The following is a 24573-nucleotide window of genomic DNA, read 5'->3' on the forward strand; positions in this document are numbered from 1 at the left end:
CGGGGTACGTAGTGGGGGTGCTCAGGCCGCGGCGGTGGCCGCGGGCTGCTCGGCCGTCGCGTTGCGCTGGCGCAGCAGACGGTTGGCGACCTCCAGCCACGCCAGTGCGGAGGCTTCGATGATGTCGCGGCTGGTGCCGGTGCCTTCGTACTCCACGCCCTCATGGCGCACGCTCAGGTTGGCTTCGCCGCGCGCATCGGCGCCGATGCCCACACTGTGCACGTGGTAGCTGTCCAGCATCAACTGCACGCCGGTGGCGGCCGACAATGCACCGAACAGCGCATCGACCGGACCATCGCCCTGCGCCGTCTCGGCAACGCGGTTGCCGTCAGGATCGGACAGCTCGACCAGCGCGTTGGCGCGGCTGCCGACGTCGCTGATCGTCATCGAGGCCAGCCGGTAGCCGTTCTGGGTAGCGCTGCCCTGCATCAGGGTCTGCAGGTCGGCGTCGGTGACCACGCGCTGCTGTTCGCACAGTGCCTTGAACTGTTCAAAGACGTGCTTCAGTTCCTCCTCGTACAGGAAGAAGCCCAGCGCACGCAGGCGTTGTTCGACCGCAGCGCGGCCACTGTGGCGGCCCAGCACCATCTGCGAGGATTCCCAGCCCACGTCTTCCGGGCGCATGATTTCGTAGGTGCCGCGGTGACGCAGCATGCCGTGCTGGTGGATGCCCGACTCGTGTGCGAAGGCGTTGGCGCCGACGATCGCCTTGTTGCGCTGGACCGGCATGCCGACCAGGCGCTGCAGCAGCTGCGAGGTGGCGACGATGCGCTGGGTGTTGATGTGCGTGTCTTCGTCGTAGAAGGCGTTGCGTACCTTCAGAACCATCGCGATTTCTTCCAGCGAGCAGTTGCCGGCGCGCTCGCCGATACCGTTGACGGTGCACTCGACCTGACGCGCGCCGCCTTCGATGGCGGCCAGCGAGTTGGCCACGGCCAGGCCCAGATCGTTATGGCAGTGCGCGCTGAAGATGATGCGGTCGCTGTCCGGGACGCCGGCGATCACGCGCTGGAACATCCCGCGGATCTCTTCCGGCGTGGTGAAGCCCACGGTGTCGGGCAGGTTGATGGTGGTGGCGCCGGCGGCTACCGCCACGCGGGCGACCTCGATCAGGAAATCTTCCTCGGTCCGCGTGGCGTCTTCAGCGGAGAACTCCACATCACCCACGTAGCTTCGGGCCAGGCTGACGTGCTTGTGCACCGACTCCAGCACCTGCTCGCGGCTCATGCGCAGCTTGTGCTCGCGGTGCAGCGGGCTGGTCGACAGGAATACATGCAGGCGCGGGTTCGCCGCTGCCTCCAGCGCCTTGGCCGAGGTTTCGATATCGGCGGCCAGGCAGCGCGACAGCACGGCCAGCGTCGGGCGGCGGACTTCGCGGGCGATCATGGCCATCGCTTCGCGGTCGGACTGGGAACTGGCCGGGAAGCCGGTTTCCATGACATCCACGCCCAGCTCGTCCAGTGCGCGGGCCATCACCAGCTTCTGCTGCGGGCTCATGCTGCAGCCGGGCGATTGCTCGCCGTCGCGCAGGGTGGTGTCGAAAATTCTGATTCGGGGGGAGTTGGGCATGGTCACCAGGAGGTCTCCTCGACGGCAAGGTCGGATGGGATGGCAGAGGTAGGAATCGAAGCGGAAATCGGGGATGTCGCGAGCACGGTTGGTAGGGGCGGGCGTGTTCGCTCGCTGGCGCGGCGGCGCGGCTTGCGCGGGGGGCGGGGACGGATGTCGGCCAGCAGCTGGGCCAATACCAGCGCATCGATGTTGCCGCCGGAGACCACCGCGCACTTGCGCTTGCCGGCGACCCGGCGGCCGGCGGCCAGTGCCAGCGCGCCGGCACCTTCGGCGATGACGTGCTCTTCCAGCGCCAGCCGCACCAGGGTCTCGCGCAGCTCGGCTTCACGCACGATCACCACATCGTCCAGCAGCGCACTGCACAGCTTGCGGGTCAGGAAACCGGGAATCTTCACCTTGACGCCGTCGGCCAGCGTGGCGACGGGGGCGATTTCACGCACGTCGCCGCGGATGGCGCGGGCCATCGAATCGACGCCCTCCACCTGCGCACCGACGATGCGCACGCCCTGCGATTTCAGCGCCAGCGCGACGCCGGAGGCCAGGCCACCGCCGCCGATCGGCACGATCACCACGTCCGGCGCATGCGGGGCCAGTTCAATGCCCAAGGTGCCCTGGCCGGCGATCACGTCCGGGTCGTCGAAGGCGGACAGGAAGCGATAGCCGTGCTGGTCGGCCAGGGCACGGGCGAAGGCGTAGGCCTCGTCGTAGCTCTCACCGTGCTGGCGCACGGTGGCGCCCCAGTGGGCGACCCCGGCGATCTTGGTGGCCGGTGCACCGTGCGGCATCACCGTGATCGCCGGAATGTTCAAGCGGTAGGCGGCCCACGCCACGCCCTGGGCGTGGTTGCCGGCCGAGGCGCAGATGACCGGGCGGTCATCGCCGCGCTCACGCCCGGCCAGCAGGGCGTTCAATGCACCGCGCACCTTGTAGGACCCGGTGCGCTGCAGGTTTTCCAGCTTCAGCCAGACGCCGAAACGCTCGGCGTAGTGCAGCGGCGTGGGCGGCAGGAAGCGGCGCAGCCGCGCCTGCGCGGCCAACACATCCGCGACGCTTACGTCGCCTACCTCCGGTTCCTGCGGGGTACGGCTAGCCGGCATCACGCACCCGGCCATGGTGATCGTCGCGGCGCGGTACGCGCTGCGACGGCGCACGGTGCGGCGTCGTGCCTCCTGCAGCGCGGTGCGACGTTGTGCATCCTGCACGCGCACCATTTGCACATCCATGTGCTGCAAGAAGACACCTCCGTACCGGCACCGATGCAACGGTGCGGGCGTTCATGCGGATACTCCGGGTTCCAGCGCGCTGATGCGCACCGAAACACAGTCGTAGATCTTCTCGATCTGGCGACGCAGGGTTTCCGGCGGGCGGGTGGAATCGACCACCAGCTGCAGGTGCCAGCGGCCGTCGTCGGCGGCATTGGGCGCACCGGCGATCGCGCGCGGCGCGAAGCCGCGGCGTTCGGCCATGCCGATCACGCGCAGCAGCGCGCCTTCGGCCGGGGTCAGCACCAGGTCAAGCCGGTATTGCATTGGGGAACTCCTGGGACTGATGAGCGGGGTTGCTTTCCAGCATGGTGCTGTTGGCGTTGTTGGGCGGCACCAGCGGCCACACGTTGGCACGCGCATCGATGGCCACATGCAGCAGCGCCGGGCCGGGCTGGGCCAGCATCGCGGCCAGGCCACCTTCGACATCGTCACGCGCCTCGATGCGCGTGGCCGGAATGCCAAACACCTGGGCCAGTGCGGCGAAGTCGGGGTTGTCGGACAGATCGATCTCGCTGTAGCGCTCGGCGAAGAACAGTTCCTGCCACTGGCGGACCATGCCCAGCGAGCTGTTGTCCAGCAGCACGATCTTCACCGGCAGGCGGCAGCGGGCGATGGTGACCAGCTCCTGCACGTTCATCATGAAACTGCCATCGCCGGAGACCAGCACCACGGTGCGATCCGGGCAGGCGAACTGCGCACCCATCGCCGCGGGCAGGCCGAAGCCCATGGTGCCCAGCGCACCGCTGGTCAGGTGGTTGCGCGGGTGGGTGAAACGGCAATGCTGGGCGACCCACATCTGATGCTGGCCGACATCGCAGGCGATGATCGCGTCGCTCGGCGCCAGCTCGCTCAGCCGCTTCAGCAGCGCCGGTGCGTAGATGTGCTTGCCCGGTGCGTCGTAGCGCGGGGCGAAGCGTTCACGATGGCCCTGGCAGCGCTTGGCCCAGGCCTCCTGCGTGGCCGGTGCGGTGGCCGCGGCGGTCAGTGCGCGCAGCGCCGTACCGACATTGCCCGGCACCGCGATGTCGGCGGTGCGCAGCTTGGAGATCTCGTACGCATCGGCATCGATATGCACGACGCGGGCAAACGGGGCGAACTCGTTCAACTTGCCGGTCGCGCGGTCATCGAAACGCGCCCCGACCACGACCAGCAGATCGCTTTCCTGCACGGCCATATTGGCCGCGCGGGTGCCGTGCATGCCCAGCATGCCCAGGTAGTGAGGGTGCTGCGGCGGCAGCGCCCCCAGGCCGCGCAGGGTCAGCACGGTCGGAATACGGGTTGCCTCGACGAAGGCACGGAAGTCCTCCACCGCATCGCCCAGCGCCACGCCACCCCCGGCATAGATCACCGGCTTTTCGGCCGCGGCGATGGCGGCGATGGTCTGCGCGATGGCCTCGTCCTGCGGCGCAGGCGGTGCCACCACCGTGGACGGCACGTGGTCGGGCAGGTGCGACGCATCGGCCACCTGCACGTCTTTGGGCAGATCGATCAGCACCGGACCAGGACGACCCTCGCGGGCGATCCGGAACGCATCGGCGACCACCTGCGGCAGGTCATCGACCGAGCGCACCAGCCAGCTGTGCTTGACGATCGGCAGGGTCAGCCCGAACACGTCCAGTTCCTGGAACGCGTCGGTGCCCAGCAGCGGGGTGGCGACCTGGCCGGTGATGCAGACCATCGGCACCGAATCCAGCATCGCATCGGCGATGCCGGTGACCAGGTTGGAGGCGCCCGGGCCGGAGGTGGCGACGCAGACGCCGACCCGGCCGCTGGCACGGGCGAAACCGTTGGCGGCCAGGGCCGCGCCCTGCTCATGGCGGACCAGGATGTGCTTCAGCCCGGAATCCACCAGGGCGTCATAGAACGGCATGATGGTGCCGCCCGGATAGCCGAACAGCGTATGCACGCCCTCGGCTTCCAGGGCCTGCGTCAACCAGCGTGCGCCGTTGCGGGGCGCGGTGCTGTGTGCGGAGGTATTCATGCGGTGACCTTTACGAAAGCGGGTGGGGGAGCCGCGCGGTTACGCGGCTTGACTTTGCAACCAGACCATCTTGGCGCGCAGTTCCTTGCCTACCTTCTCGATCGGGTGCTCCAGGTCGGCCTGCTTGAACTTGTTGTAATTCGGCAGGCCCGCTTCGTACTCGGCCACCCAGTTCTTGGTGAAGGTGCCGTTCTGGATATCGGTCAGCACGTCCTTCATGCGCGCCTTGGTGCCGGCGTCGATCACGCGCGGGCCGCTGACGTAGTCGCCGTACTGCGCGGTTTCGGAGATGAATTCCAGCATGCGGGTGATGCCGCCTTCGTAGAACAGGTCCACGATCAGCTTCAGTTCGTGCAGGACTTCGTAGTAGGCGATTTCCGGCTGGTAGCCGGCTTCGACCAGGGTTTCGAAACCGGCCTGCACCAGGGCCGAGGCGCCACCGCACAGCACGGCCTGCTCGCCGAACAGATCGGTTTCAGTCTCTTCCTTGAAGGTGGTCTGGATCAGGTTGGCGCGCGCGCCGCCCAGGCCACCGGCGTAGGCCAGGGCGTACTCGGCGGCCTTGCCGCTCTTGTCCTGGTAGACCGCCCAGATGCACGGCACACCGCGGCCGATCTCATACTCGCGACGGACCAGTGCACCCGGGCCCTTCGGCGCGACCAGTACCACGTCCAGATCCTCGCGCGGTTTGATCATGTCGAAATGCACGTTCAGGCCGTGCGCGAACAGCAGCACCGCGCCCTGTTTCATGTTCGGCGCGAGCACGTCTTCGTAGAGCTTCTTCTGCACCATGTCCGGGGTCAGCACGGCGACCAGATCGGCATCCTTCACCGCCTCGGCGGGGGCTTTGACGGTGAAGCCGTCGGCCTGTGCCTTGACCTCGGTCGGACCGCCCGGGCGCAGCCCGACGACGACATCGAAACCGGATTCACGCAGATTCAGCGCGTGCGCGCGGCCCTGGCTGCCGTAGCCGACAACAGCGATCTTGATCTGGGGCAGGTCGTTGGTGCTCATGGGGGAGGTCCTTTGGAGGCAAGAAAAAAGAGGGCCGACGGTCAGCGACGCGTCGGCCCATCAGGGGAAGGGGTGGCACCGGCCTGGCCGCGACCACACGCGAACGCACCCGCCGTGGGGGCGGTAGGCGTCGGCTGGCTCGAGGTGGGCTGGCGGGTCATGGTGGAAGGCAACTCGGAGGGGAGGTGGGAAATCAAAGGGTTCTGAAACGAAAAAACCCGCACCTGGTCGGGTGCGGGTTTTGATGGATACCTGGCAGTCTTGCTTACACGCCGGTCCGTCCCGCACCTGTTGGTTGGGTAATAAGTACGAGGACGAGAAGCGAATGGATGGAGGCCGCGCCGTGGTCGGCGTGCTCGATGGATTCGCGGGTGGCTGTGCGCTGCAACATGAGATCGAGAAAACCACACGGCTTTTGGCGGTGTCAACCCTGGAAACACAATTCCCATCGGTTTCGCCTGCATCCACCGCAAGGCCCCGCCGTACAAGGATGGTTGCGGCTGAAAGCGTTCCGATGAACTGGAATTCAGCATTTTGCAGGGCCTGATTGCGCGGATTCGCGGCGGATTTGTGGGAGGTGCATGACCATAGTGGGATGTGCTCCGGCGGCATCTGCCGCCACCATCAGCTCGCTACCACCCTCAGGAACCACCCCGTGTCCTCACGCCTTGCCCGCGGCCTGCTCGCCGCCGCCGTCCTGTGTGCCCTGCCTGCGGCCGCCATCGCTGCCGACCGGATCACCGGCCACACCTTCGCCACCCGCTCGGAGGTGATCGCCCCGCACGCGATGGCCGCCACCTCCCAGCCCCTGGCCACCCAGATCGCCCTGGACGTGATGAAGTCCGGTGGTTCGGCGGTGGATGCCGCGATCGCGGCCAATGCCGCTCTCGGTTTGATGGAACCCACCGGCAACGGCGTCGGCGGTGATCTGTTCGCGATCGTATGGGACCCCAAAAGCGGGAAGCTGTATGGGTACAACGGCTCGGGTCGCTCGCCGAAGTCGCTGACCCTGGCCGAGTTCCAGCGCCGGGGCCTGAAGGAGATTCCGGCCACCGGTCCGCTGCCGGTCTCGGTACCCGGCGCGGTGGATGGCTGGTTCGCCCTGCATGACCGTTTCGGCCGCAAGCCGATGGCCGACAACCTCGCGCCCGCCATCCGCTACGCCCGCGAAGGCCACCCGGTCGCCGAGGTGATCGCCTACTACTGGGACCGCTCGGTGCCGCGACTGTCCAAGTACCCTGGCTTCACCGAGCAGTTCACGATCAACGGCCATGCCCCGCGCAAGGGCGAGATGTGGAAGAACCCGAACCTGGCCCACACGCTGGAGCAGATCGCCCAGGGCGGCCGCGATGCCTTCTACAAAGGCGAGATCGCCCGCACCATCGGCACCTACTTCAAGGCCAATGGCGGCTACCTGAGCTATGACGACATGGCCAGCCATCACGGCGAGTGGGTGGAGCCGGTCAGCAGCAACTACCGCGGCTATGACGTGTGGGAGCTGCCGCCGAACAGCCAGGGCATCGCCGCGCTGCAGATCCTCAACGTGCTGGAAGGCTACGATTTCTCCAACATCCCCTTCGGCTCGCCCGAACACGTGCACCTGTTCGTGGAAGCCAAGAAGCTGGCCTTCGCCGACCGCGCGCGCTTCTACACCGATCCGGCGTTCCACCCGGCCCCGGTCGACCGGTTGATTTCCAAAGGCTACGCCGCTGAGCGCCGCAAGCTGATCTCGATGGACAAGGCGCTGAGTGAAGTGCAGCCGGGTACGCCGAAGCAGCTGCAGGAAGGTGACACGATCTACATGACCGTCGCTGATGCCGACGGCATGATGGTCTCGCTGATCCAGTCCAACTACCGCGGCATGGGCAGCGGCATGGCGCCTCCGGGCCTGGGATTCATCCTGCAGGACCGTGGCGAGATGTTCGTGCTGCAGAAGGATCACCCGAACGGCTATGCGCCGGGCAAGCGTCCGTTCCAGACCATCATCCCGGGCTTCGTCACCAAGGACGGCAAGCCGTGGATGAGCTTCGGCGTGATGGGGGGCGCGATGCAGCCGCAGGGCCATGCCCAGATCGTGATGAACATGGTCGATTTCGGAATGAATCTGCAGGAAGCCGGGGATGCGCCGCGCATCCAGCACGAGGGCTCGACCGAGCCGACCGGGCAGGCCACCGCGATGAGCGACGGCGGCGAAGTCAACCTGGAAACCGGCTTCCCGTACGAAACAGTGCGCGCGTTGATGCGCAAGGGCCACCGGGTGGTGTTCGCGGATGGTCCCTACGGTGGGTACCAGGCGATCCTGCGTGATCCGGAGACCGGGGTGTACTACGGCGCGTCGGAAAGCCGCAAGGATGGGCAGGCGGCGGGGTACTGATTCCCTCGTGCTTCGTAGCGCCGACCGTTGGTCGGCAGAGTCGCAGGGCAGAGCGTCAAGCAGGGCGTAAAGCAGGGCGCTTTGGGGCTGCGGGTAGTGGGCCGCCCTGGGTGGGTTGGCGGGACCCGCCGTGAATCCATCCATGGAGGCTCATGTCGCCGCATCCATGCGGCTCATGGTCCCGCCAACCCACCCACGCCGACCCACCCACAGTGGGTCGGTGCGCATGGCAAAAGCGAACACGGCCGAAGCGGTAGAGCCACGCCATGCGTGGCTGCTTTGCCTCAACCAGGAGCCAAGGCGTCAGGTGCACGCTGCTGCGCCGAGCTTGGCCCGGCGGCTCTCCCCAGAACCACCTTGAAACTGTGAGCGGGACGGGGCGGGTGGGTTGTCGGCACCATGAGCGCCATGGATGGCGCGACATGAGCCTCCAAGGACGGATTCACGGCGTGTCCCGCCAACCCACCCGCCCCGGCCCGCCCACCGATAGCCCGGGAGCGTGCCGCTCTAAGCGACCAACCCAGCCACCCTAAGGCGCCCGAGCCGCCTCATCGCGTGTCTCTTCCTGCGCCGCGATCTCCCGCTCGATCCACTCGTCCATCAACCGCCGCGCGCGCTGCGCACGGCGCCGCTGCAGCGCATGCTCCATATCCAGTACCCGGTACAACGACCACATCACCGCCAGCATCAACAACGCAAACGGCAGTGCCGCGATCGTGATCATCCCCTGCAGCGCATTGAGGCCGCCGGCCAACAGCAGCACGCCCGCGATCAACGCAATCGCCACGCCCCACACCATCCGGCGCGCCAGCGGCGGATCGCCGGCCTCCTCCGTCGACATCGTCGCCAGCACCAGCACCGCCGAATCGGCCGAGGTCACGAAGAAGATCATCAACAGCACCAGCGCGATCACCGACAACACCGTCGGCATCGGCAGGCTGTCGAACATCGTGAACAGCACCGTCTCGTAGCCATTGCCCAGCGCCTGGGCCAGATCCACGTGGCCGAAGATCTGCGACCACAGCGCCGTGCCACCGAATACCGAGAACCACAGGAAGCCCAGCACGCTCGGTGCGATCACCACGCCCAGCACGAACTCGCGGATGCTGCGCCCACGCGAGACGCGCGCGATGAACGAACCCACGAACGGCGCCCACGCGATCCACCACGCCCAGTAGAAGATCGTCCAGTCCGCCACCCACGTGCTGCCCGAGAACGGGGACATCCGCAGGCTCATCGTCACCAGCGAATTGAGGTAGGAGCCGATCGTGGTGGTGAACGTATCGAAGATGAAGCCGGTCGGCCCCAGCACCAGGATCAGCGCCAGCAGCAATGCCGCCAGGCCGAGGTTGAAGTTCGAGAGCCATTTGATGCCGCGGTGCACGCCACTGGTGGTGGAGGCCATGTACAGCACGAACGCCACCGCGATGATGGTCAACTGCACGGGTACCGAGGCCTGGATACCGAACACGCGCTCAAGGCCGGCCGCGATCTGGATCGTGCCGAAGCCCAGCGTCGTGGCCACACCGATCGCCGTGGCGACCACGGCGGCGACGTTGACCACGGTACCCATCCAGCCGCGGTGATGCGCGCCGATGATCGGCTGCAGCAGATCGCTGATCAGCCCGCGGCCGTTGCGGTTGAACTGGAACCAGGCCATCGCCAGGCCGATCAGCGCGTAGATCGCCCAGGGATGCAGGCCCCAATGGAAGAACGCATAGCGCATCGATGCGCGCGCCGCTTCCATGCTTTGCGGGGCCAGTCCCTCGGGCGGCTTCACGAAGTGCGAGATCGGTTCGGCCGCGCCCCAGAAGACCAGGCCGATGCCCATGCCGGCGGCGAACAACATCGACATCCAGCTCGCATTGGAAAAATCAGGCTCGGCATCCTCGCCGCCGATGCGCAGCGAACCGAAGCGGCCGAAGGCCAGGTACATCAGGAACGACAGCGTGATGAACACCACCAGCAGATACAGCCAGCCAGTACTGCGGATGATGGTGGACAGGCCGCTCTGGACGACCTCGTTGAAGGGGCCCGGCGCGAGGCCGGCGATCAGCACCAGCAGTGCGACCAGTGCGATGGAAATGCGGAACACCATGCAGGCGTGTCTCCGATCAGTAGGGGCGAGCCGAGGCTTGCAATCTCCAGCGGCACAACGGCAACAACTGGGGCGGATCAAGCCGGTCGAGGCCGGTCAGTACGGACGTCAATGGCGTCGAGCAGAGCGCGGTGTGCGCACGATCGGGAGGCTACCCCCTGACCGCACCGCATACCGCGCTGCAGCATGGTAGTGCATGGGGTGTCGGCGCTCTGTTCACATGCAAAGGCCCATCACGTCAGTGTGCGGCTCGGTCGTGCGCCCGTGGGCGCCGCTTTGTGCTCTAATTCGCCCCGAAGCGGGGGTACCGCGGCCCAGTGGCCAAGGTTGAGACAGTCCCTTCGAACCTGATCCGGTTGATACCGGCGTAGGGAAGCTTCGCATCTGCAGATGCATTGCGCCGTAGGGCCACCGCGCCCGGAGACCGCCCGCAATCCGTCCGTCGAGCGCCGCCGTTTCGTCCCTCCCATGCGAATCCCTCGCATAGAACCGCACAGTCCCTGTGCGGGGATTGAACCTAGGACGATGCCTCGATGAACGCACAGCTCTCCGCCCTGCAGCAACAGGCCCAGCAACTCTCCGAATCGGTCACGCGGCCGATTCCCGGCTCGCACAAGATCCACGTGCAGGGCTCGCGCAGCGACCTCCAGGTGCCGATGCGCGAGATCACGCTGACCCGCACGCCCACCTTGTTCGGTGGCGAAGAGAACGCGCCGGTCACGGTGTACGACACCTCCGGCCCCTACACCGATCCGGCTGTCGCCATCGACCTTTCCGTCGGCCTGCCTGCGCTGCGCGCGGCCTGGGTGGCCGAGCGCGGCGATACCGAGGTGCTGGACGGCCTGAGCTCGGCATTCGGCCGCTCGCGCGAAACCGATGCCCGTCTGGACGCGGTGCGCTTCCCCGCGCGGTTGCAGCCTCGCCGTGCGCGGGCCGGCGCCAATGTCACCCAGATGCACTACGCACGCCGCGGCATCATCACGCCGGAGATGGAGTTCGTGGCGATCCGCGAGAACCAGCGGCTCGATGCGATCCGCGACGCCGCACTGCTGCAGCAGCATCCCGGCGAGTCCTTCGGTGCCTCGATCCCCAGGATCATCACCCCCGAGTTCGTCCGCGATGAGATTGCGCGTGGCCGTGCCGTGCTACCCAACAACATCAACCACCCGGAAAGCGAGCCGATGATCATCGGCCGCAACTTCCTGACCAAGATCAACGCCAACATCGGCAACAGCGCGGTGTCCTCGGGCATTGCCGAGGAGGTGGAAAAGCTGGTCTGGGCGATCCGCTGGGGCGGCGATACCGTGATGGACCTGTCCACCGGCAAGCACATCCATGAAACCCGCGAGTGGATCCTGCGCAACTCGCCGGTGGCGATCGGCACCGTGCCGATCTACCAGGCCCTGGAGAAGGTCGATGGCCGCGCCGAAGAACTGAACTGGGCGATCTTCCGCGACACGCTGATCGAGCAGGCCGAGCAGGGCGTGGACTACTTCACCATCCACGCCGGCGTGCTGCTGCGCTACGTGCCGCTGACCGCCAAGCGCGTGACCGGCATCGTCTCGCGCGGTGGCTCGATCATGGCCAAGTGGTGCCTGGCGCATCACAAGGAGAACTTCCTCTACACGCACTTCGAGGACATCTGCGAGATCATGAAGGCCTACGACGTGACCTTCTCGCTGGGTGACGGCCTGCGCCCGGGCTGTATCGCCGATGCCAACGATGCCGCGCAGTTCGGCGAGCTGGAGACGCTGGGCGAGCTGACGAAGATCGCGTGGAAGCATGACGTGCAGACCATGATCGAAGGCCCCGGCCACGTGCCGATGCAGCTGATCAAGGAGAACATGGACAAACAGCTGCGCGAGTGCGGTGAAGCCCCGTTCTATACGCTCGGCCCACTGACCACCGATATCGCGCCGGGCTACGACCACATCACCAGTGCGATCGGTGCGGCCATGATCGGCTGGTACGGCACCGCGATGCTCTGCTATGTCACCCCGAAGGAACACCTGGGCCTGCCCAACCGCCAGGACGTACGCGACGGCATCATGGCCTACCGCATTGCCGCGCACGCCTCGGACCTGGCCAAGGGCCACCCCGGCGCGCAGGTCCGCGATAACGCGCTGAGCAAGGCGCGTTTCGAATTCCGCTGGGAAGACCAGTTCCATCTCGGGCTGGATCCGGAAAAGGCCAAGGAATTCCATGACGAGACGCTGCCCAAGGACGCGCACAAGCTCGCCCACTTCTGCTCGATGTGCGGCCCGCACTTCTGTTCGATGAAGATCACCCAGGATGTGCGCGATTACGCCGCCGGGCAGGGGCTGGAGGCGCACACGGCGCTGGAGGCCGGCATGGCCGAGAAGTCCGCCCAGTTCCGCGAGCTCGGGGCGCAGGTGTATCGCCAGGAGTGAGGCAGCGGCCGTGGCGGCGCACAACGCCACGGCCATCATCCGCCGCCTGCGTGATTCCCGCTAAGCTCGGCGCGACCAGGCAGGGATGGGGACGACGATGGCGATAGCACGCAGCACCAAATGGCTGGCCATCGCGCGCCGGCATCCCTCGGCCTGGTTGTTGGCCGTGCAGCTGCTCGGGGTGCTGCTGTATCCGGCAATGGACGAGGCTGGCGCCAGCCGCGCCCTGTTCGGGGCGTTCGGCATCGCCGTGCTTGGCCTGGCGTTGTGGGTGGTACGACGCAGCCCGCTCGGCATGTGGGTGGCGCTGGTGCTGGCCATTCCTTCGGTGGTGTTTTCCATCTCAGGCGCTCTGTTGGAGCGCCCGGCGCTGGTCACCACCGCGCAGCTGCTGGAATGCCTGCTGTATTTCTATACGGCGGGCAGCCTGATCGCCTACATGCTCCAGGACCACAAGGTGACCCGCGATGAGCTGTTCGCGGCGGGCGCCACCTTCACGCTGTTGGCGTGGGCCTTCGCCTTCGCTTTCGCGGTATGCCAGCAGTGGTACCCGGGCAGTTTCGTGGCGGCCAGCGAGAGCGAACTGCGCACCTGGATGGAGCTGCTTTATCTGAGCTTCAGCTTGCTGTCCGGGGTCGGTTTGAGCGATGTGGTGCCCATCCATTCCCAGGCGCGCGCGCTGGTGATGCTGGAGCAGTTCGCAGGCGTGATGTACGTGGCGTTGGTGGTCTCGCGGCTGGTGGGACTCACCATGCTGACCCGTGCACGAAACTGAATCCAACATAAAAAATTCGCGCCAGAAGGCGCGAATGTTGACGCGTTTTATGTGAATTCATCGGCGAGAGAGAGCCTGTTGTCGGCCGCACGCACAGGCGCGGTTAACCGGCATAGGCTAGTATTCGCGCGCCTCGGTGTTTTTGCGGTTTGCGCCGATGGCGTGTGCGGAATCTGGCGGTTCGTCCTCGTGTATCGATTGTGACGTTCGCGTGAATTCCAGTGGTTTTTTGCATTTTCCTCGTGTCCTGGATGATCAGCAACGACAGTGAGCGCCCCTCCGCCGATGTGATTCGAATCGGCGACTTCCTCGTTACTCTCTCCTCGCGGGAAGTGATGAGCGAAGGCCTGCGTCGCCCACGTCGACTGACACCCAAAGCATTGGGTGTTCTCAAGGCGCTGCTGCGTTCTCCAGGGGCGGTGGTTACCCGTGATGAACTGTTTGCGGAGGTCTGGCCGGATACGCTGCCGACCAACGACGTGCTGACCCAGGCGGTCACCCAGCTGCGCAAGGCCTTCGCCACTGATGACGATGCGGCCGAACCCTATATCGAAACCATTGCCAAGACCGGTTACCGCCTGCTGATGCCGGTCAGCGTGGTCGACGATGCCGCACCTGTGCTGCTGCTCGAGCCCGCGCTGCCGTCGGCCTCCACGCCTGTGCTCGCCGCCGCGCACGTACCGGCGGCACTGCCGCATGCACCGCCCCCGCAGGACCCGATCAAACGTCGTCGGCGGCGCATCCGCCGCTACGCGGTCATGGTCGTCGGGCTGGTGATGGTGGTGGCGCTGCTGGTGATGGCCGCCATGCTGATGCAACGCGATCCGCCGGCCTCAGCGGTCGAGGCCGCGGTGGAGGACGGCACGCGGGTGATCGGTAGTCCTCAACGCCCGTATCGCCTGATTACCGCCACGGCAGGATTTGAAACGTATCCCACGCTGTCCCCGGATGGATCGCAGATCGCCTATGAAGCCGATGTGCCCAGCCGACCGGGCAGTGTCATCAAGGTGCAGACCTCCGGTAATGCACCAGCACGCGTGCTGGTCGAGCCGCCCACGGGCATGTCCGACCGCTTCCCGAGCTGGTCGCCCAATGGCCGTGAGATCGCGTTCGCCCGGTTCGGCCCGGCCGAAAGCTGCGAGGTGTTGATCGCCAGTGCGACGGGTGGGGCGGTGCGCCATGTGACCCGTTGCGACGGCACTGAGCTGCTCAGTTTCGACTGGACCCCGGACGGTCGCGGCCTGGTCTTCGGCTCGCTGTCCGGACGGTATGCGCAGCGCGGCATCCGCACCCTGGATATCGCCAGCGGCCGCTGGCAGCCGCTCGACTACGACATTGGCAGCGACAACTTCGAATATGCACCGCGGTACTCACCGGATGGGCGCTGGATCGTGTTCGTGCGCAATCCGCAGATCGGCGATCTGTGGCGCATGCCGGCCGAGGGGGGCAGTCCGGAGCAGCTGACCGATGATTCGGCGGAGATCCGTGGCTGGGCCTGGCGCGGCGACAGTCGCCACATCGTGTTCGGCCGCCGGGTCGACAGCGAATCGCGGCTGTATGAGCTCGATACCGATACGCGCGTTCTGCGCGACGTTGGTCTTGACGATGCGCAGTCCCCCACCGTTTCCCGGGCGAACGACATGCTCGCCTTCGTACATCGGCGCCCCCAGTTCGGCTTGTTCCGTGTGCCGGTGGAGGCAGCCGGGCTGGGCGTGCCGCAGCGGCTGTTCCCCTCGGGAGGCCGTGACTCGCAGCCCATGGTCTCTCCGGACGGTCAGCAGATCGTGTTTTCTTCGGACCGTTCGGGCAGCTATGCGCTGTGGTGGGCGGATCTGCAGCGACCTGAGTCGTTGCGTCCGATCGAGGGCCTCAGGCCCGAAGCGCGCCAGGCCTCGGACTGGTCGCATGACGGCAAGCGGGTGCTGGTGTTGGGGCGCGATGAGCATGCCAACCCCGGGATCTATGAGGTCTCCCCGCGCGATGAGCAGACATTGCGTCTGCCGGTTCCGGTGCGCCAGCCATTGCAGGCGCTGTACGGCAAGGATCCGCTGCAGGTGCTGGTGGTGGAACGCGACCGTGATGAGCGGATGCGTCTGTCGCTGTTCGATCGCAGCCTGACCCCGTGGCGACTGATCAGCAGCATCGAGGGCGTTTCCCAGGCGCGTTATGACGTCGCCGGCGAGCGCGTATTGTTCACCCGGCTCTCGGCAGGGGGGCTTTGGCAGGCCGACGCTGCGCTGAGTTCACAGAGCATCCGCCAGATCAGCGAAGACCGCCCCACGCGCTGGCGGTATCGCACCTGGACCGTGTCCGCGCAGGGGGGGATCGACTATCTTTCCAATCGCTCTGATTGCGCCACGGTGTTCACCCGGATCGCACAGCCGATCGCCGATCAGGAGCATTGCCTGGATGCAGACCGCCTCAGCGCCAGCAATGGATTCAGCGCAGGACCCGGCGGGGAGGCGCTGTATGTCGCGCTGGCGGTGGCCGATGGCACTGACATCGGCGTGATGTCGCTCCCCGAGCGCGTACCGTCGCTGTTTCCGGGGTTCGTCAAGTCTATGATTTTAAAAACAAAAAACCCTTCGTAACTTCTTCGTGGCGTCCTCGTCTCGAATTCGTATCAATCTCGCCAGGACTTCCTGAGGCAGCGGCCTGATTTGGCAAGACTGCAGGCCAGCAAAGGCAAACTCTTGGTGAAGTCATGCGTCAGCTCTCCCTGGCCGATCGCGGTCAATCGCTCTCCCTGGACAAGGTCGTTGACGACGGTCCGTTGCCCACCTGTCTGGGTGTGGCCCGGTTGGGCAGTCTGCAGAGTCCCGGGACGACCTTCACCGTGTGGATCCAGTTGCGGGGCAGTGCGTGGGTCGAGTCCAAGGAAGGGCGGTTCCGCTTGCGCCAGCGTGAGTGGATCGCCTTCGAGAAGGAATCCCGCCCCATGGTCCAGGCCGGCCGCGACGGCCTGTGCATCGGGCTGAGCCTGGCGCCGGACGCGCTGCGCGCGCTGGGTGAGCTCACCGACTGCAGTCTCTACGCGGGCCGCGGCAGCATGAGCCGCAGCGACGCCCGCGTCGCCCTGCGGCTGTGGCGTGACGTCCTGGCCACTGGCCATCCTACCCAGGCCCTGCGCCCGGTGCTGCTGCATCTGGCCGCCCTGCAGCAGGGCATGGCGACGGGCGTACAGCGCTGCCCGGGGCGTTCGCGCAGCCGCAAGCGCCAGGTCTTCGGACGCATGCAGCGCGCCCGTCTGTACCTTGAGGGCAACAGCCACCGCGTCGTGCGCATTGGTGAGCTGGCCGAACTGACCAATTTCTCCAGCTGGTACCTGTCAAAGACGTTCCAGAGCCTGTACGCGGAAAGCCCGCAATCGCTTTCCGCGCGCCTGCGCCTGGAGCGCGCCGCCGATCTGCTGCGCGACACGGACATGATGGTGGGCGAGGTGGCGGCAGCGAGTGGATTTGACAACTGCTGCAGCTTCGCACGGGCGTTTCGAGCCCGCTTCGGACTGTCCGCGTCACGCTATCGTGAGGCCGGTGCGAATCTCTCGCCAGATTCGGCAAAGTCTTCGGTTGTCTCACGCAAATAATTCACTGCAACGCAATCGTAACTTTCCGAGGCGTTTTTAACACGCTACTAACGTACCTCGGAGAGATAAATGAATTTTCGTACTCCCGCAGTGCGGCTGGGCCTTCTGCCCGCCGGCATTGCGCTTGCCCTGACGCCGGCCTTTGCTTCGGCGCAGGAAGCAAGCGGCACGACCGACCTGGACCGCATCCAGGTCACCGGCTCGCGTATCCGTCAGGCCAGCACCGAGACCGCCCAGCCGGTGATCGCGCTGCAGCGCGCCGACATCGAGAAGCAGGGCTTCACCAGCGTCGCCGACATCGTCCAGAACCTGTCGGCCACCGGCTCGCCGGCCATCAGCCGCGCCGATGCGCTGTCCTCGGGTGAAGAAGTTGGCGGCCAGTACGTCGACCTGCGCAACCTCGGCCCGGAGCGCACGCTGGTGCTGCTCGACGGCAAGCGCATGGGCGTCAGCTCCGGCGGTTACACCGACCTCGCCTCGATCCCGACCTCGGTCGTGGAGCGCATCGAAGTCCTGACCGATGGCGCTTCGGCGATCTACGGTTCCGACGCGATCGCCGGCGTGGTGAACATCATCACCCGCAAGAACTTCGACGGTCTGGAAGCCAGCGTCTACAAGGGCCAGTACGGCCAGGGCGACGGCGACAAGACCACCTACAACTTCGTGTACGGCCAGACCGGCGATCGCGGTTCGATCACCCTTGGCGCCGAGTACAGCGAGGAAAAGCCGGTTCTGGCCAAGAACCGTCGCTACAGCGCCTCGGCCAACGGTTACCGCCATCCGGTCCCGACCGATGAGGACACCAACGGCTGGAGCGCGATCACCGAGAAGGGCGTGCTGGTTACCGATGATGGCAACTACGTCCTGAACCCGGGCGGCGCCTCGAACAACTTCGGCGATTACCACGATCTGGGCAACGCCGATCTGTCCAACCCGTCGCAGCAGATGTTCCTGTCGACCGGCATCAAGCGTCGTTCGGTCTTCTCCAACGGCCAGTTCGATTTCACCGACAACATCCGCGGTACCGCCAGCGTTCTGTACACCGAACGCGAAGCGCTCCAGCAGATCGCCGGCTACCCGTACCGTTCGGCTGCCTACGACACCCAGATGGACGCCAACAGCGTCTTCAACCCGCTCGATACCGACGTTGATTTCATGCGTCGTACGTGGGAAGTGCCGCGTCAGACCAAGTCCGAGCTCAACACCTTCCGCTTCAGCGGCGGTCTGGAAGGCTCGTTCGAGTTCGCCGACAAGTACTTCGACTGGGATGTGGGCTACGTCTACAACCGGAACAAGGGCGTCAAGACCGGCACCGGCAATCTGTTCATTCCGAACGTGAAGAATGCCGTCGGCCCGTCGTACCTGGATGCCAACGGTATTGCCCAGTGCGGTACCGCCGCGGCTCCGATCGCCGGCTGCACCCCGTGGAACCCGCTGCTGCCGTACGGCTCCACCGCCGACGGTTCGCTGTCCAACCCGGATCTGCAGAAGTACCTGTTCCTGCCGACCCACGACACCTCGCTGACCACCAGCAAGGTCTACAGCGCCAACCTGAGCGGCGCCATCGTGACCCTGCCGGCCGGCGACCTGTCCTTCGCGACCGGCTACGAGCACCGCGAAGAAGAAGCCGAGTACAACCCGGATGCGCTGCTGCAGTCGGGCCTGAGCACCGACCTGGCCGGTGCGCCGACCGCCGGTGGCTACAAGCTGGACGAGTTCTACCTGGAACTGAACGTGCCGATCCTCGCCGATCTGCCGTTCGCCAAGGAACTGTCGGTCGACATGGCCGGCCGTTACTCGGACTACAACACCTTCGGTGACACGTTCAACTCCAAGTTCGGCCTGAAGTGGAAGCCGATCGACGACCTGCTGGTCCGTGGCACCTATGCCACCGGCTTCCGTGCGCCGACCGTCGCCAACCTGTACGGTGGCACTTCGCAGAGCTTCGACAAGTACACCGACCCGTGCGACACCGCCTTCGGTGCAGCCGTGCGCAACCCCGACGTCGCTGCCCGTTGCGGCGGCGCGGTGCCGGCCAACTTCCGTCAGGAAGCGTCGGGTGGCATTGATGCCACCGGCCCGGGTGCACAGTCGAACTACCCGTACCTGTCCGGTTCCAATGATGGCCTGCTGCCGGAAACCTCCAAGACCTGGACCGTCGGCCTGGTCTACAGCCCGAACTTCGTGCAGGGCCTGGATGTCAGCCTGGACTGGTGGAAGATCCGCATCGACAACGTCATCGCGGCGGAGTCGGTCACCTCGATCCTCAACCAGTGCTACGTGCTGAACAACGCCAACGCCTGTGACCGTGTCACCCGTGACACCGACTCCGGTCAGGTCGTCGACGTGACCCGTACGCTGATCAACGGCGGCTACCAGGAAACCGCAGGTTACGACCTGGGTATCCGTTACCGTCTGCCGGAACTGTCCTTCGGCAATGTCGTCATCGACTGGAAGACCACCTATGTGGACTACCTCGAGTACAAGCGCGACAACGAAGCTGAAACCGCTGTCGAGCAGCACACTGGCTGGGGCACCGGCGATTGGGGCGGCAACTTCCGCGTGCGTTCCAACCTGAACATCGATTGGAGCCTGGGCAACTTCGGCGTCAACTGGGGCATGCGTTACTACTCCGGCCTGAAGGAAGAGTGCGCCTACGATCGCGAAGGCGGCCCGGAGTGCAACAACCCGAGCTACTCGTCGGCCTATACGCTGGCGATCCCGGTGCGCAACACCGGTTCGAACACGTTCCATGACCTGCAGGTGCGTTACACCACCCCGTGGGATGCCACCATCTCGGCGGGCGCGAACAACGTGTTCAACCACGAAGGCCCGGTGATGTACAGCCAGCCGAACTCGAGCTTCTCCTACTACGGCGGCTTCGACATCGGTCGGTTCTACTACCTGAAGTACACCCAGCGCTTCTGATCCATCGAAGCAATGGCGTAAAAAGAAAGGAGGGCGGGCCGCAAGGTCCGCCCTCCTTGCGTTGTGGGGTAAGGAAAGTCTGAGTTTCAGCGAAAGGTGATCCGCCTCACGTTTCGGGCGTAAATTCAGTTGATACCGTCAATCGGTCCAATCGTGGACGATTGAGAGATCGATATGAAAATGACGCTCGCTCAGAAGATTTCCGCTGTACTGCTTGCCTCCCTGGCGACCGCGGCCAGTGCATCGCCCGGCTTGATCGTCTGCGCAGGAGGGCGTTACTGCCAAGAGGTCCGCATCGAATGCCTCGCCGACGGTGGCTCCGCCGCCATGTGCGAGCGCCTGTGGCGCTTGTGCGTGCTGGACGCCTGTCCGCAGCGCTGAAACGACGATGGCGCGCCACAGGGCGCGCCATCCTTTGAGAACGCTTTACCCCGCACTCAGGCGTCGCTGGCGACCAGCCCCATCAGTGCGTTGGCGTGATCGCGCCACTGCGGGAGCTTGTTGAGCACGCCGGCCCGCTGCAGATACTCCTCGTCCACCGGATCGCCATTGATCAGCGCCAGTGCTACATGCACCGCACCGGTCACCCAGAAACTGCGGGTGTTCGAGCGCTGCGGCTGCAGGTGGAAGGCCACCGCCTCGATGATCGGCATCGGCAGGCCCCACAGCCCCAGCAGGTAGGCGCCTGCCTCGGCGTGACCCGGGCGATTCTCTGCCGGGTCTTCGGCGGTGCGTTCGTTGCGTACGCCCGGCAGCAGCAGGCCGATGTCGGCCAGCAGGGCCGCGGTGGCGCCCAGTTCGGCGCTGGACTCCGGCAGCAGCTTGGCGGCCAGGCGGGAGGCCAGCAGCGCACGCTGTTGCAGCGAGTTGCGCTCGGCACCGGACAGCGGCTGCGCGGAAAACACTTCGCTGGCCAGGACCAGATCACGCAGGGTCGACAGCCCCAGGCGGGTCACGGCGGTGCGCAGGTCGGAAATGATCCGGCCACTGTTGAAGAATGCCGAGTTGGACAGCTGCAGCACCTTGGCTGCGATGGCCGGGTCGGCCGCGACCAGCTTGGCCACGTCGGCGGTGTTGGTATCGTCGTCGTGCTCAAGCGCCTGGGTCAGGGTCAGGTACAGATGCGGCGGGGAGGGCAGCTTCTCGATCCGGCCGATGGCGCTGCGCAGGCGCGCGCTGTCCAGCAGTTCGCGCAGCTCTTCCAGGCTGGTCAGGGCTTCGAGCAGGACCTCCGGGGCCAGCGGCATCGGCAGGAAGCGATGGGCCACGCCGATCAGGCGCGCCGGCGGCGGGCGGTTGCCATGCTCGGCATCCACCAGCGCGATCCGGATGGTTTCAGGGCGCAGCGTGCGGATCTGGCCGAGCAGTGTCGTAGCGTTGAGATCGGGCAACTGCGGGCACACGATCACCGCATCCACCGGCGAGCCGGCAACGATGCCCATGGCGCTCTGGCCATCGGTCGCGGTCAGCGGTTGCCACTCTTCCCCAAGATCGGCAATGAATTCCAACAGCTCAGCCGACAGGCTGGCTTCGTCCCCAACAAGCAGAATGCGCACGACACGGTCCCCTGGCTGACCACGGTGAAACGCACCGTGGACGGTGTGAAGAGACGCAATGTACCCAATCCGGCACGAATAGTGATGTGCCGCATTGAAAAAACGTGATGCGCATCGCTCCGGCAACGGTGTGCCGGAGCGACGCCGGTCAGTCTCAGGCGATGTTGCCGAGGTAGCGCTGGTGCGCTTCGACCAGGATCTTCTTGGCTTCGGCGGCGCCGCCCCAGCCATCGAGCTTGACCCACTTGCCCTTTTCCAGGTCCTTGTAGTGCTCGAAGAAGTGGCCGATGCGCTCCAGCCAGTGGCTGGACACCTGCTCGATGTCCTCGACGTGGGCATAGCCACTGAACACCTTGGAGATCGGCACGGCCAGGATCTTCTCGTCGCTGCCGGCTTCATCGCTCATCTTGAGCACGCCGACCGGACGGCAACGCACCACCGAGCCCGGGACCAGCGGCAGCGGCAGCACCACCAGCACGTCGGCCGGATCGCCATCACCGCACAGGGTGCTCGGCACGTAGCCGTAGTTGCACGGGTAGCGCATCGGGGTGGAGAGGATGCGGTCGACGAAGATCGCGCCGGTTTCCTTGTCCACTTCGTACTTCACCGGCTCGGAATCCTTCGGGATTTCGATGATGACGTTGATTTCTTCCGGCGGGTTCTTGCCCGGCGAAACGAGTTCCAGACCCATGGGTGTGCTCCAGCTGAGAGGGGGTACGGCGCAAAGTCCGCCATTTTAGGCCCATTGGCGGCCAGCGTGCAGCGCGACGGCGGCGCGGGTGGGGCGGTGCACCCGACAGGGGGCGTCCGCTGGGTGGGGGCTTGGCCACATCGGCCTGCCGGGAACCCCGACCGTTCATCGGGATGGCGCCTGATGTCGGGAACCAGAGCGCATGAGGATCATGCAGCTCTACCCGCCAGGAGCATGCCGATGACACTGACCCGCCTGATGGCCCGCACGCTGCTCCCCTTCTCGCTGGTGGCCAGCGCGGGTGTCCAGCCCGCCGATGCCCACCCGGGAAGGTATGTCGACCTGGTCGACTACCCGGACAAAGAGGCCAACTGGGACCGGTTCTACGCGCTGCAGGACCACCTGGGCGCCGAGTTCCATGACCTGTGCGGGGATACCTACTGCGAAGGGGCGTACAGCAACCACGTGCTGCTGCAGTTCCGATGCTCGGTGTGGCGGGCGACGGGGACGGTACACGCGTGCGCGCTGGTCGTCGGCGCCGGCAACCTCGATGTGGACACCCCGACGGGCCGGGTTCTGCCTGACAGCCGTGCCTGGGTCTGCGCCGCCCCATTGGGCGCCGATACGCCGGTGGAGATGCTGCAGGCAGCGCTTGAGCGCCGGGGGGCCTTGCTCCGGCCCTTGCCAGGCTCGTTCTTCTCGCTGCATGACGCCTTGTCTGATTGCCTGAACTGATCGCCCGGCATTGGATGCCATCTACAGGAGAACACTCATGCGTACCGCTATCGCCGGTGTAGTGCTGTTGGTTACTGCCTGGGGCGCTGCTGCCGTGGAGGCCAACGGCGGACGCGCGTATGTCGATGCGCGGCTGTATCCGAACCAGACGGCGGGCTGGGAGCGCTTCCGGGCGGCGGAGGCACGCCTGGTGCGCGGCTTCGATCAGGTCTGTGGCGATACCTTCTGCGAGGGGGAATACCACAACCTGCAGGCGCTTCGTTTCCGCTGCTCGGTGGACGCGGCTACCGGCCACGTCGGCGAGTGTCTGTGGACGTTTACGGGCAGTACGGCCCGTGTAGACATGGCGAGCGGCCGGATACAGGTGGATGCGCAGACCTGGGCGTGCCGGTTGCCGTTGGCTGGCAACACGCCGTTGTCCGATCTGCTGGGTACGCTGGAAGGCGAGGATCCACTCCATGCGCCGTTGCCTGGTACCCGCGACAGCGTTTATGAGGGTCTGACCGTCTGTCTGTGAGCCAGGGGCTGTCGCCATGACGGCTGCGCCAAACGTGACTGATTCTCATTTGCGGAGTAACATGCCGCGCCTTACGGGTTGCCGTGTCCCTGCGGTCCCGCTTCGTGCATCGGCCCATGTCCACCAACGCCACTACCCTGACCGAGCTGTTGATCCGCGAACGCCCGGCGCTGCTGCGTCTGGTGCAGCGCATTCTGGGCAGCGACAGCGGCGCAGAGGATGTGATCCAGTCCATCTGGTTCAAGGCCCGGGGCGTGGACAGCGGGCAACCGATCAGCAACCCGCGTGCCTATCTGTACCGGCTGGCCGCCAACCTGGCGACCGATCATGGCCGTGAGCGCACGCGCCGCACGCGCCTGTTGGCCGAGCACTACCTGTGGGGCCCGGAGGAGGCGCTCTCGACCGAAGAGCAGGCGATGGCGCAGGACGAACTGCAGCGCGTGCTGGACGCGGCCGAGCACCTGCCCGAGCCGACCCGCACCATCTTCCGCCTCAACCGCCTGCAGGGCATGACCCAGGTGGACGTCGCCAAACGCCAGGGCGTGTCCGTGACGACCGTGGAAAACCACGTGCGCACTGCACTGCAGCGATTGGCCTGGGCGCGCACCGGGCGCTGAGCGGCACCCGCTGGGCTTGGGGAAGCCCGTTTCCCATCCGTCTTGATCATAATGCCGTCCCTTCCGGCCTCTTCTTCGTCCGCGCGTGATCGCGCGATCCACCGCCAGCCATGAGCCCGCCCCAACAGCCTCCGATGTCCCGACCTTTGCCGCCATCCGACCCTGCTGCCGTCCAGGCCCGTGCCTGGATTGCCTGGCTGGCGTCCGGCGCGGTCGAGCCGGTGCAGATGCAGGCCTTCGAGCAGTGGCTGGCCGAGCCGGACAATCGCCGCACCTTCGAATACGAGCGCCAGCTGTGGCGCAGCCTCGGGCCGCGACCGGTACCCGCCGCGGCGGCAACACGGTCACGGCGTCGGCCCCCGGGGCGCCGGGGGGGGGCGGCCCCCCCCCCGGGGGGGGCGCCGGCGGGGGGGGGCCCCCCGGCGGGGCTGAGGCGGCACGCCCCAAACCCCC

18 protein-coding genes, 1 pseudogene and 1 riboswitch are annotated in these 24573 nt (G+C 66.0%); of the genes and pseudogenes, 11 read left to right on the forward strand and 8 right to left on the reverse strand.

All coding sequences use genetic code 11. The features are described 5' to 3' along the window. Positions 1-21: 21 nt before the first annotated feature. The 5 genes from ABE483_RS15470 to ilvC all read right to left on the reverse strand — a co-directional run bounded on the left by ABE483_RS15470 (position 22) and on the right by ilvC (position 5832). A complete protein-coding gene (locus ABE483_RS15470; protein WP_313219644.1) occupies positions 22-1569 on the reverse strand; it encodes a 2-isopropylmalate synthase in 1548 nt (515 codons plus the stop codon). 2 nt (positions 1570-1571) lie between these two features. Continuing rightward, positions 1572-2669, reverse strand: coding sequence for a threonine dehydratase (locus ABE483_RS15475; RefSeq protein ID WP_265309319.1), 1098 nt, complete (start codon positions 2667-2669; stop codon positions 1572-1574). Between the two features lie 177 nt (positions 2670-2846). Further along, a complete protein-coding gene (locus ABE483_RS15480; RefSeq protein ID WP_019183810.1) occupies positions 2847-3101 on the reverse strand; it encodes an ACT domain-containing protein in 255 nt (84 codons plus the stop codon). Beyond that, positions 3085-4818, reverse strand: coding sequence for an acetolactate synthase 2 catalytic subunit (gene ilvG / locus ABE483_RS15485; protein WP_313219645.1), 1734 nt, complete (start codon positions 4816-4818; stop codon positions 3085-3087). Before ilvG ends, ABE483_RS15480 begins: the two co-directional genes overlap by 17 nt. Positions 4819-4857: 39 nt before the next feature. Then, the gene (gene ilvC / locus ABE483_RS15490) at positions 4858-5832 is read right to left on the reverse strand and encodes a ketol-acid reductoisomerase (protein WP_313219646.1); all 975 of its coding nucleotides are present in this window, start codon (positions 5830-5832) and stop codon (positions 4858-4860) included. A 655-nt stretch (positions 5833-6487) separates the two neighbouring features. Here ilvC and ggt point away from each other — a divergent pair. Continuing rightward, the gene (ggt, locus tag ABE483_RS15495) at positions 6488-8206 is read left to right on the forward strand and encodes a gamma-glutamyltransferase (protein ID WP_346481981.1); all 1719 of its coding nucleotides are present in this window, start codon (positions 6488-6490) and stop codon (positions 8204-8206) included. Positions 8207-8735: 529 nt separating this feature from the next. Here ggt and ABE483_RS15500 read toward each other — a convergent pair. After that, positions 8736-10304, reverse strand: a complete 1569-nt coding sequence (locus tag ABE483_RS15500; RefSeq protein WP_102788207.1) for a BCCT family transporter — start codon at positions 10302-10304, stop codon at positions 8736-8738. Between the two features lie 290 nt (positions 10305-10594). After that, positions 10595-10696: riboswitch (TPP riboswitch) on the forward strand. Between the two features lie 141 nt (positions 10697-10837). Between ABE483_RS15500 and thiC the strand changes: the two genes are divergently transcribed. The 6 genes from thiC to ABE483_RS15530 all read left to right on the forward strand — a co-directional run bounded on the left by thiC (position 10838) and on the right by ABE483_RS15530 (position 20385). Beyond that, positions 10838-12715: a phosphomethylpyrimidine synthase ThiC gene (gene thiC, locus ABE483_RS15505; RefSeq protein ID WP_313209161.1), complete on the forward strand. Its 1878-nt coding sequence runs from the start codon at positions 10838-10840 to the stop codon at positions 12713-12715. A gap of 97 nt (positions 12716-12812) precedes the next feature. Continuing rightward, a complete protein-coding gene (locus tag ABE483_RS15510; protein ID WP_313209162.1) occupies positions 12813-13490 on the forward strand; it encodes an ion channel in 678 nt (225 codons plus the stop codon). A gap of 251 nt (positions 13491-13741) precedes the next feature. Next, a complete protein-coding gene (locus ABE483_RS15515) occupies positions 13742-16081 on the forward strand; it encodes a winged helix-turn-helix domain-containing protein (protein WP_346481984.1) in 2340 nt (779 codons plus the stop codon). Positions 16082-16194: 113 nt separating this feature from the next. Continuing rightward, positions 16195-17076: a helix-turn-helix transcriptional regulator gene (locus tag ABE483_RS15520; protein ID WP_313209163.1), complete on the forward strand. Its 882-nt coding sequence runs from the start codon at positions 16195-16197 to the stop codon at positions 17074-17076. A 69-nt stretch (positions 17077-17145) separates the two neighbouring features. Beyond that, positions 17146-20004, forward strand: coding sequence for a TonB-dependent receptor (locus ABE483_RS15525; RefSeq protein WP_313219649.1), 2859 nt, complete (start codon positions 17146-17148; stop codon positions 20002-20004). 174 nt (positions 20005-20178) lie between these two features. After that, complete coding sequence (locus tag ABE483_RS15530) at positions 20179-20385, forward strand: hypothetical protein (RefSeq protein WP_313209165.1); 207 nt, start codon at positions 20179-20181, stop codon at positions 20383-20385. Positions 20386-20441: 56 nt separating this feature from the next. On the opposite strand, the gene ABE483_RS15535 is transcribed toward ABE483_RS15530, so the two are convergent. After that, positions 20442-21560 carry an HDOD domain-containing protein gene (locus ABE483_RS15535; protein WP_346481982.1) on the reverse strand — a complete coding sequence of 373 codons (1119 nt, stop codon included), beginning with the start codon at positions 21558-21560 and terminating at the stop codon, positions 20442-20444. Between the two features lie 154 nt (positions 21561-21714). Continuing rightward, on the reverse strand, positions 21715-22251 hold the full coding sequence (gene ppa, locus ABE483_RS15540; RefSeq protein ID WP_019183821.1) for an inorganic diphosphatase: 537 nt from the start codon (positions 22249-22251) through the stop codon (positions 21715-21717). 240 nt (positions 22252-22491) lie between these two features. On the opposite strand from ppa, the gene ABE483_RS15545 reads away from it, so the two are divergent. The 4 genes and pseudogenes from ABE483_RS15545 to ABE483_RS15560 form a co-directional block, all read left to right on the forward strand. Beyond that, entirely contained in the window at positions 22492-22986 is a 495-nt protein-coding gene (locus tag ABE483_RS15545; protein ID WP_313219650.1) for a hypothetical protein, read from the forward strand. A 37-nt stretch (positions 22987-23023) separates the two neighbouring features. Next, positions 23024-23503 (forward strand): hypothetical protein, encoded by a 480-nt coding sequence (locus ABE483_RS15550; protein WP_346481983.1) that lies wholly within the window; start codon positions 23024-23026, stop codon positions 23501-23503. A 116-nt stretch (positions 23504-23619) separates the two neighbouring features. Then, the gene (locus tag ABE483_RS15555) at positions 23620-24120 is read left to right on the forward strand and encodes a sigma-70 family RNA polymerase sigma factor (protein ID WP_313209169.1); all 501 of its coding nucleotides are present in this window, start codon (positions 23620-23622) and stop codon (positions 24118-24120) included. 110 nt (positions 24121-24230) lie between these two features. After that, a pseudogene (locus ABE483_RS15560) lies at positions 24231-24440 on the forward strand (DUF4880 domain-containing protein); the annotation flags it as partial. Between the last annotated feature and the right edge of the window lie 133 nt (positions 24441-24573).

This window comes from Stenotrophomonas sp. TWI602, assembly GCF_039674045.1.
Taxonomy (GTDB): Bacteria; Pseudomonadota; Gammaproteobacteria; order Xanthomonadales; family Xanthomonadaceae; genus Stenotrophomonas.

Coding starts and splice junctions, on each gene's coding strand:
- ilvG (WP_313219645.1), bottom strand. CDS start 4,818: ATGAATACCTCCGCACACAGCACCGCGCCCCGCAACGGCGCACGCTGG.
- ABE483_RS15480 (WP_019183810.1), bottom strand. CDS start 3,101: ATGCAATACCGGCTTGACCTGGTGCTGACCCCGGCCGAAGGCGCGCTG.
- ABE483_RS15520 (WP_313209163.1), top strand. CDS start 16,195: ATGCGTCAGCTCTCCCTGGCCGATCGCGGTCAATCGCTCTCCCTGGAC.
- ABE483_RS15525 (WP_313219649.1), top strand. CDS start 17,146: ATGAATTTTCGTACTCCCGCAGTGCGGCTGGGCCTTCTGCCCGCCGGC.
- ABE483_RS15555 (WP_313209169.1), top strand. CDS start 23,620: ATGTCCACCAACGCCACTACCCTGACCGAGCTGTTGATCCGCGAACGC.
- ABE483_RS15545 (WP_313219650.1), top strand. CDS start 22,492: ATGACACTGACCCGCCTGATGGCCCGCACGCTGCTCCCCTTCTCGCTG.
- ppa (WP_019183821.1), bottom strand. CDS start 22,251: ATGGGTCTGGAACTCGTTTCGCCGGGCAAGAACCCGCCGGAAGAAATC.
- ilvC (WP_313219646.1), bottom strand. CDS start 5,832: ATGAGCACCAACGACCTGCCCCAGATCAAGATCGCTGTTGTCGGCTAC.
- ABE483_RS15475 (WP_265309319.1), bottom strand. CDS start 2,669: ATGCCGGCTAGCCGTACCCCGCAGGAACCGGAGGTAGGCGACGTAAGC.
- ABE483_RS15500 (WP_102788207.1), bottom strand. CDS start 10,304: ATGGTGTTCCGCATTTCCATCGCACTGGTCGCACTGCTGGTGCTGATC.
- ABE483_RS15515 (WP_346481984.1), top strand. CDS start 13,742: ATGATCAGCAACGACAGTGAGCGCCCCTCCGCCGATGTGATTCGAATC.
- ABE483_RS15530 (WP_313209165.1), top strand. CDS start 20,179: ATGAAAATGACGCTCGCTCAGAAGATTTCCGCTGTACTGCTTGCCTCC.
- ABE483_RS15550 (WP_346481983.1), top strand. CDS start 23,024: ATGCGTACCGCTATCGCCGGTGTAGTGCTGTTGGTTACTGCCTGGGGC.
- ABE483_RS15470 (WP_313219644.1), bottom strand. CDS start 1,569: ATGCCCAACTCCCCCCGAATCAGAATTTTCGACACCACCCTGCGCGAC.
- thiC (WP_313209161.1), top strand. CDS start 10,838: ATGAACGCACAGCTCTCCGCCCTGCAGCAACAGGCCCAGCAACTCTCC.
- ABE483_RS15510 (WP_313209162.1), top strand. CDS start 12,813: ATGGCGATAGCACGCAGCACCAAATGGCTGGCCATCGCGCGCCGGCAT.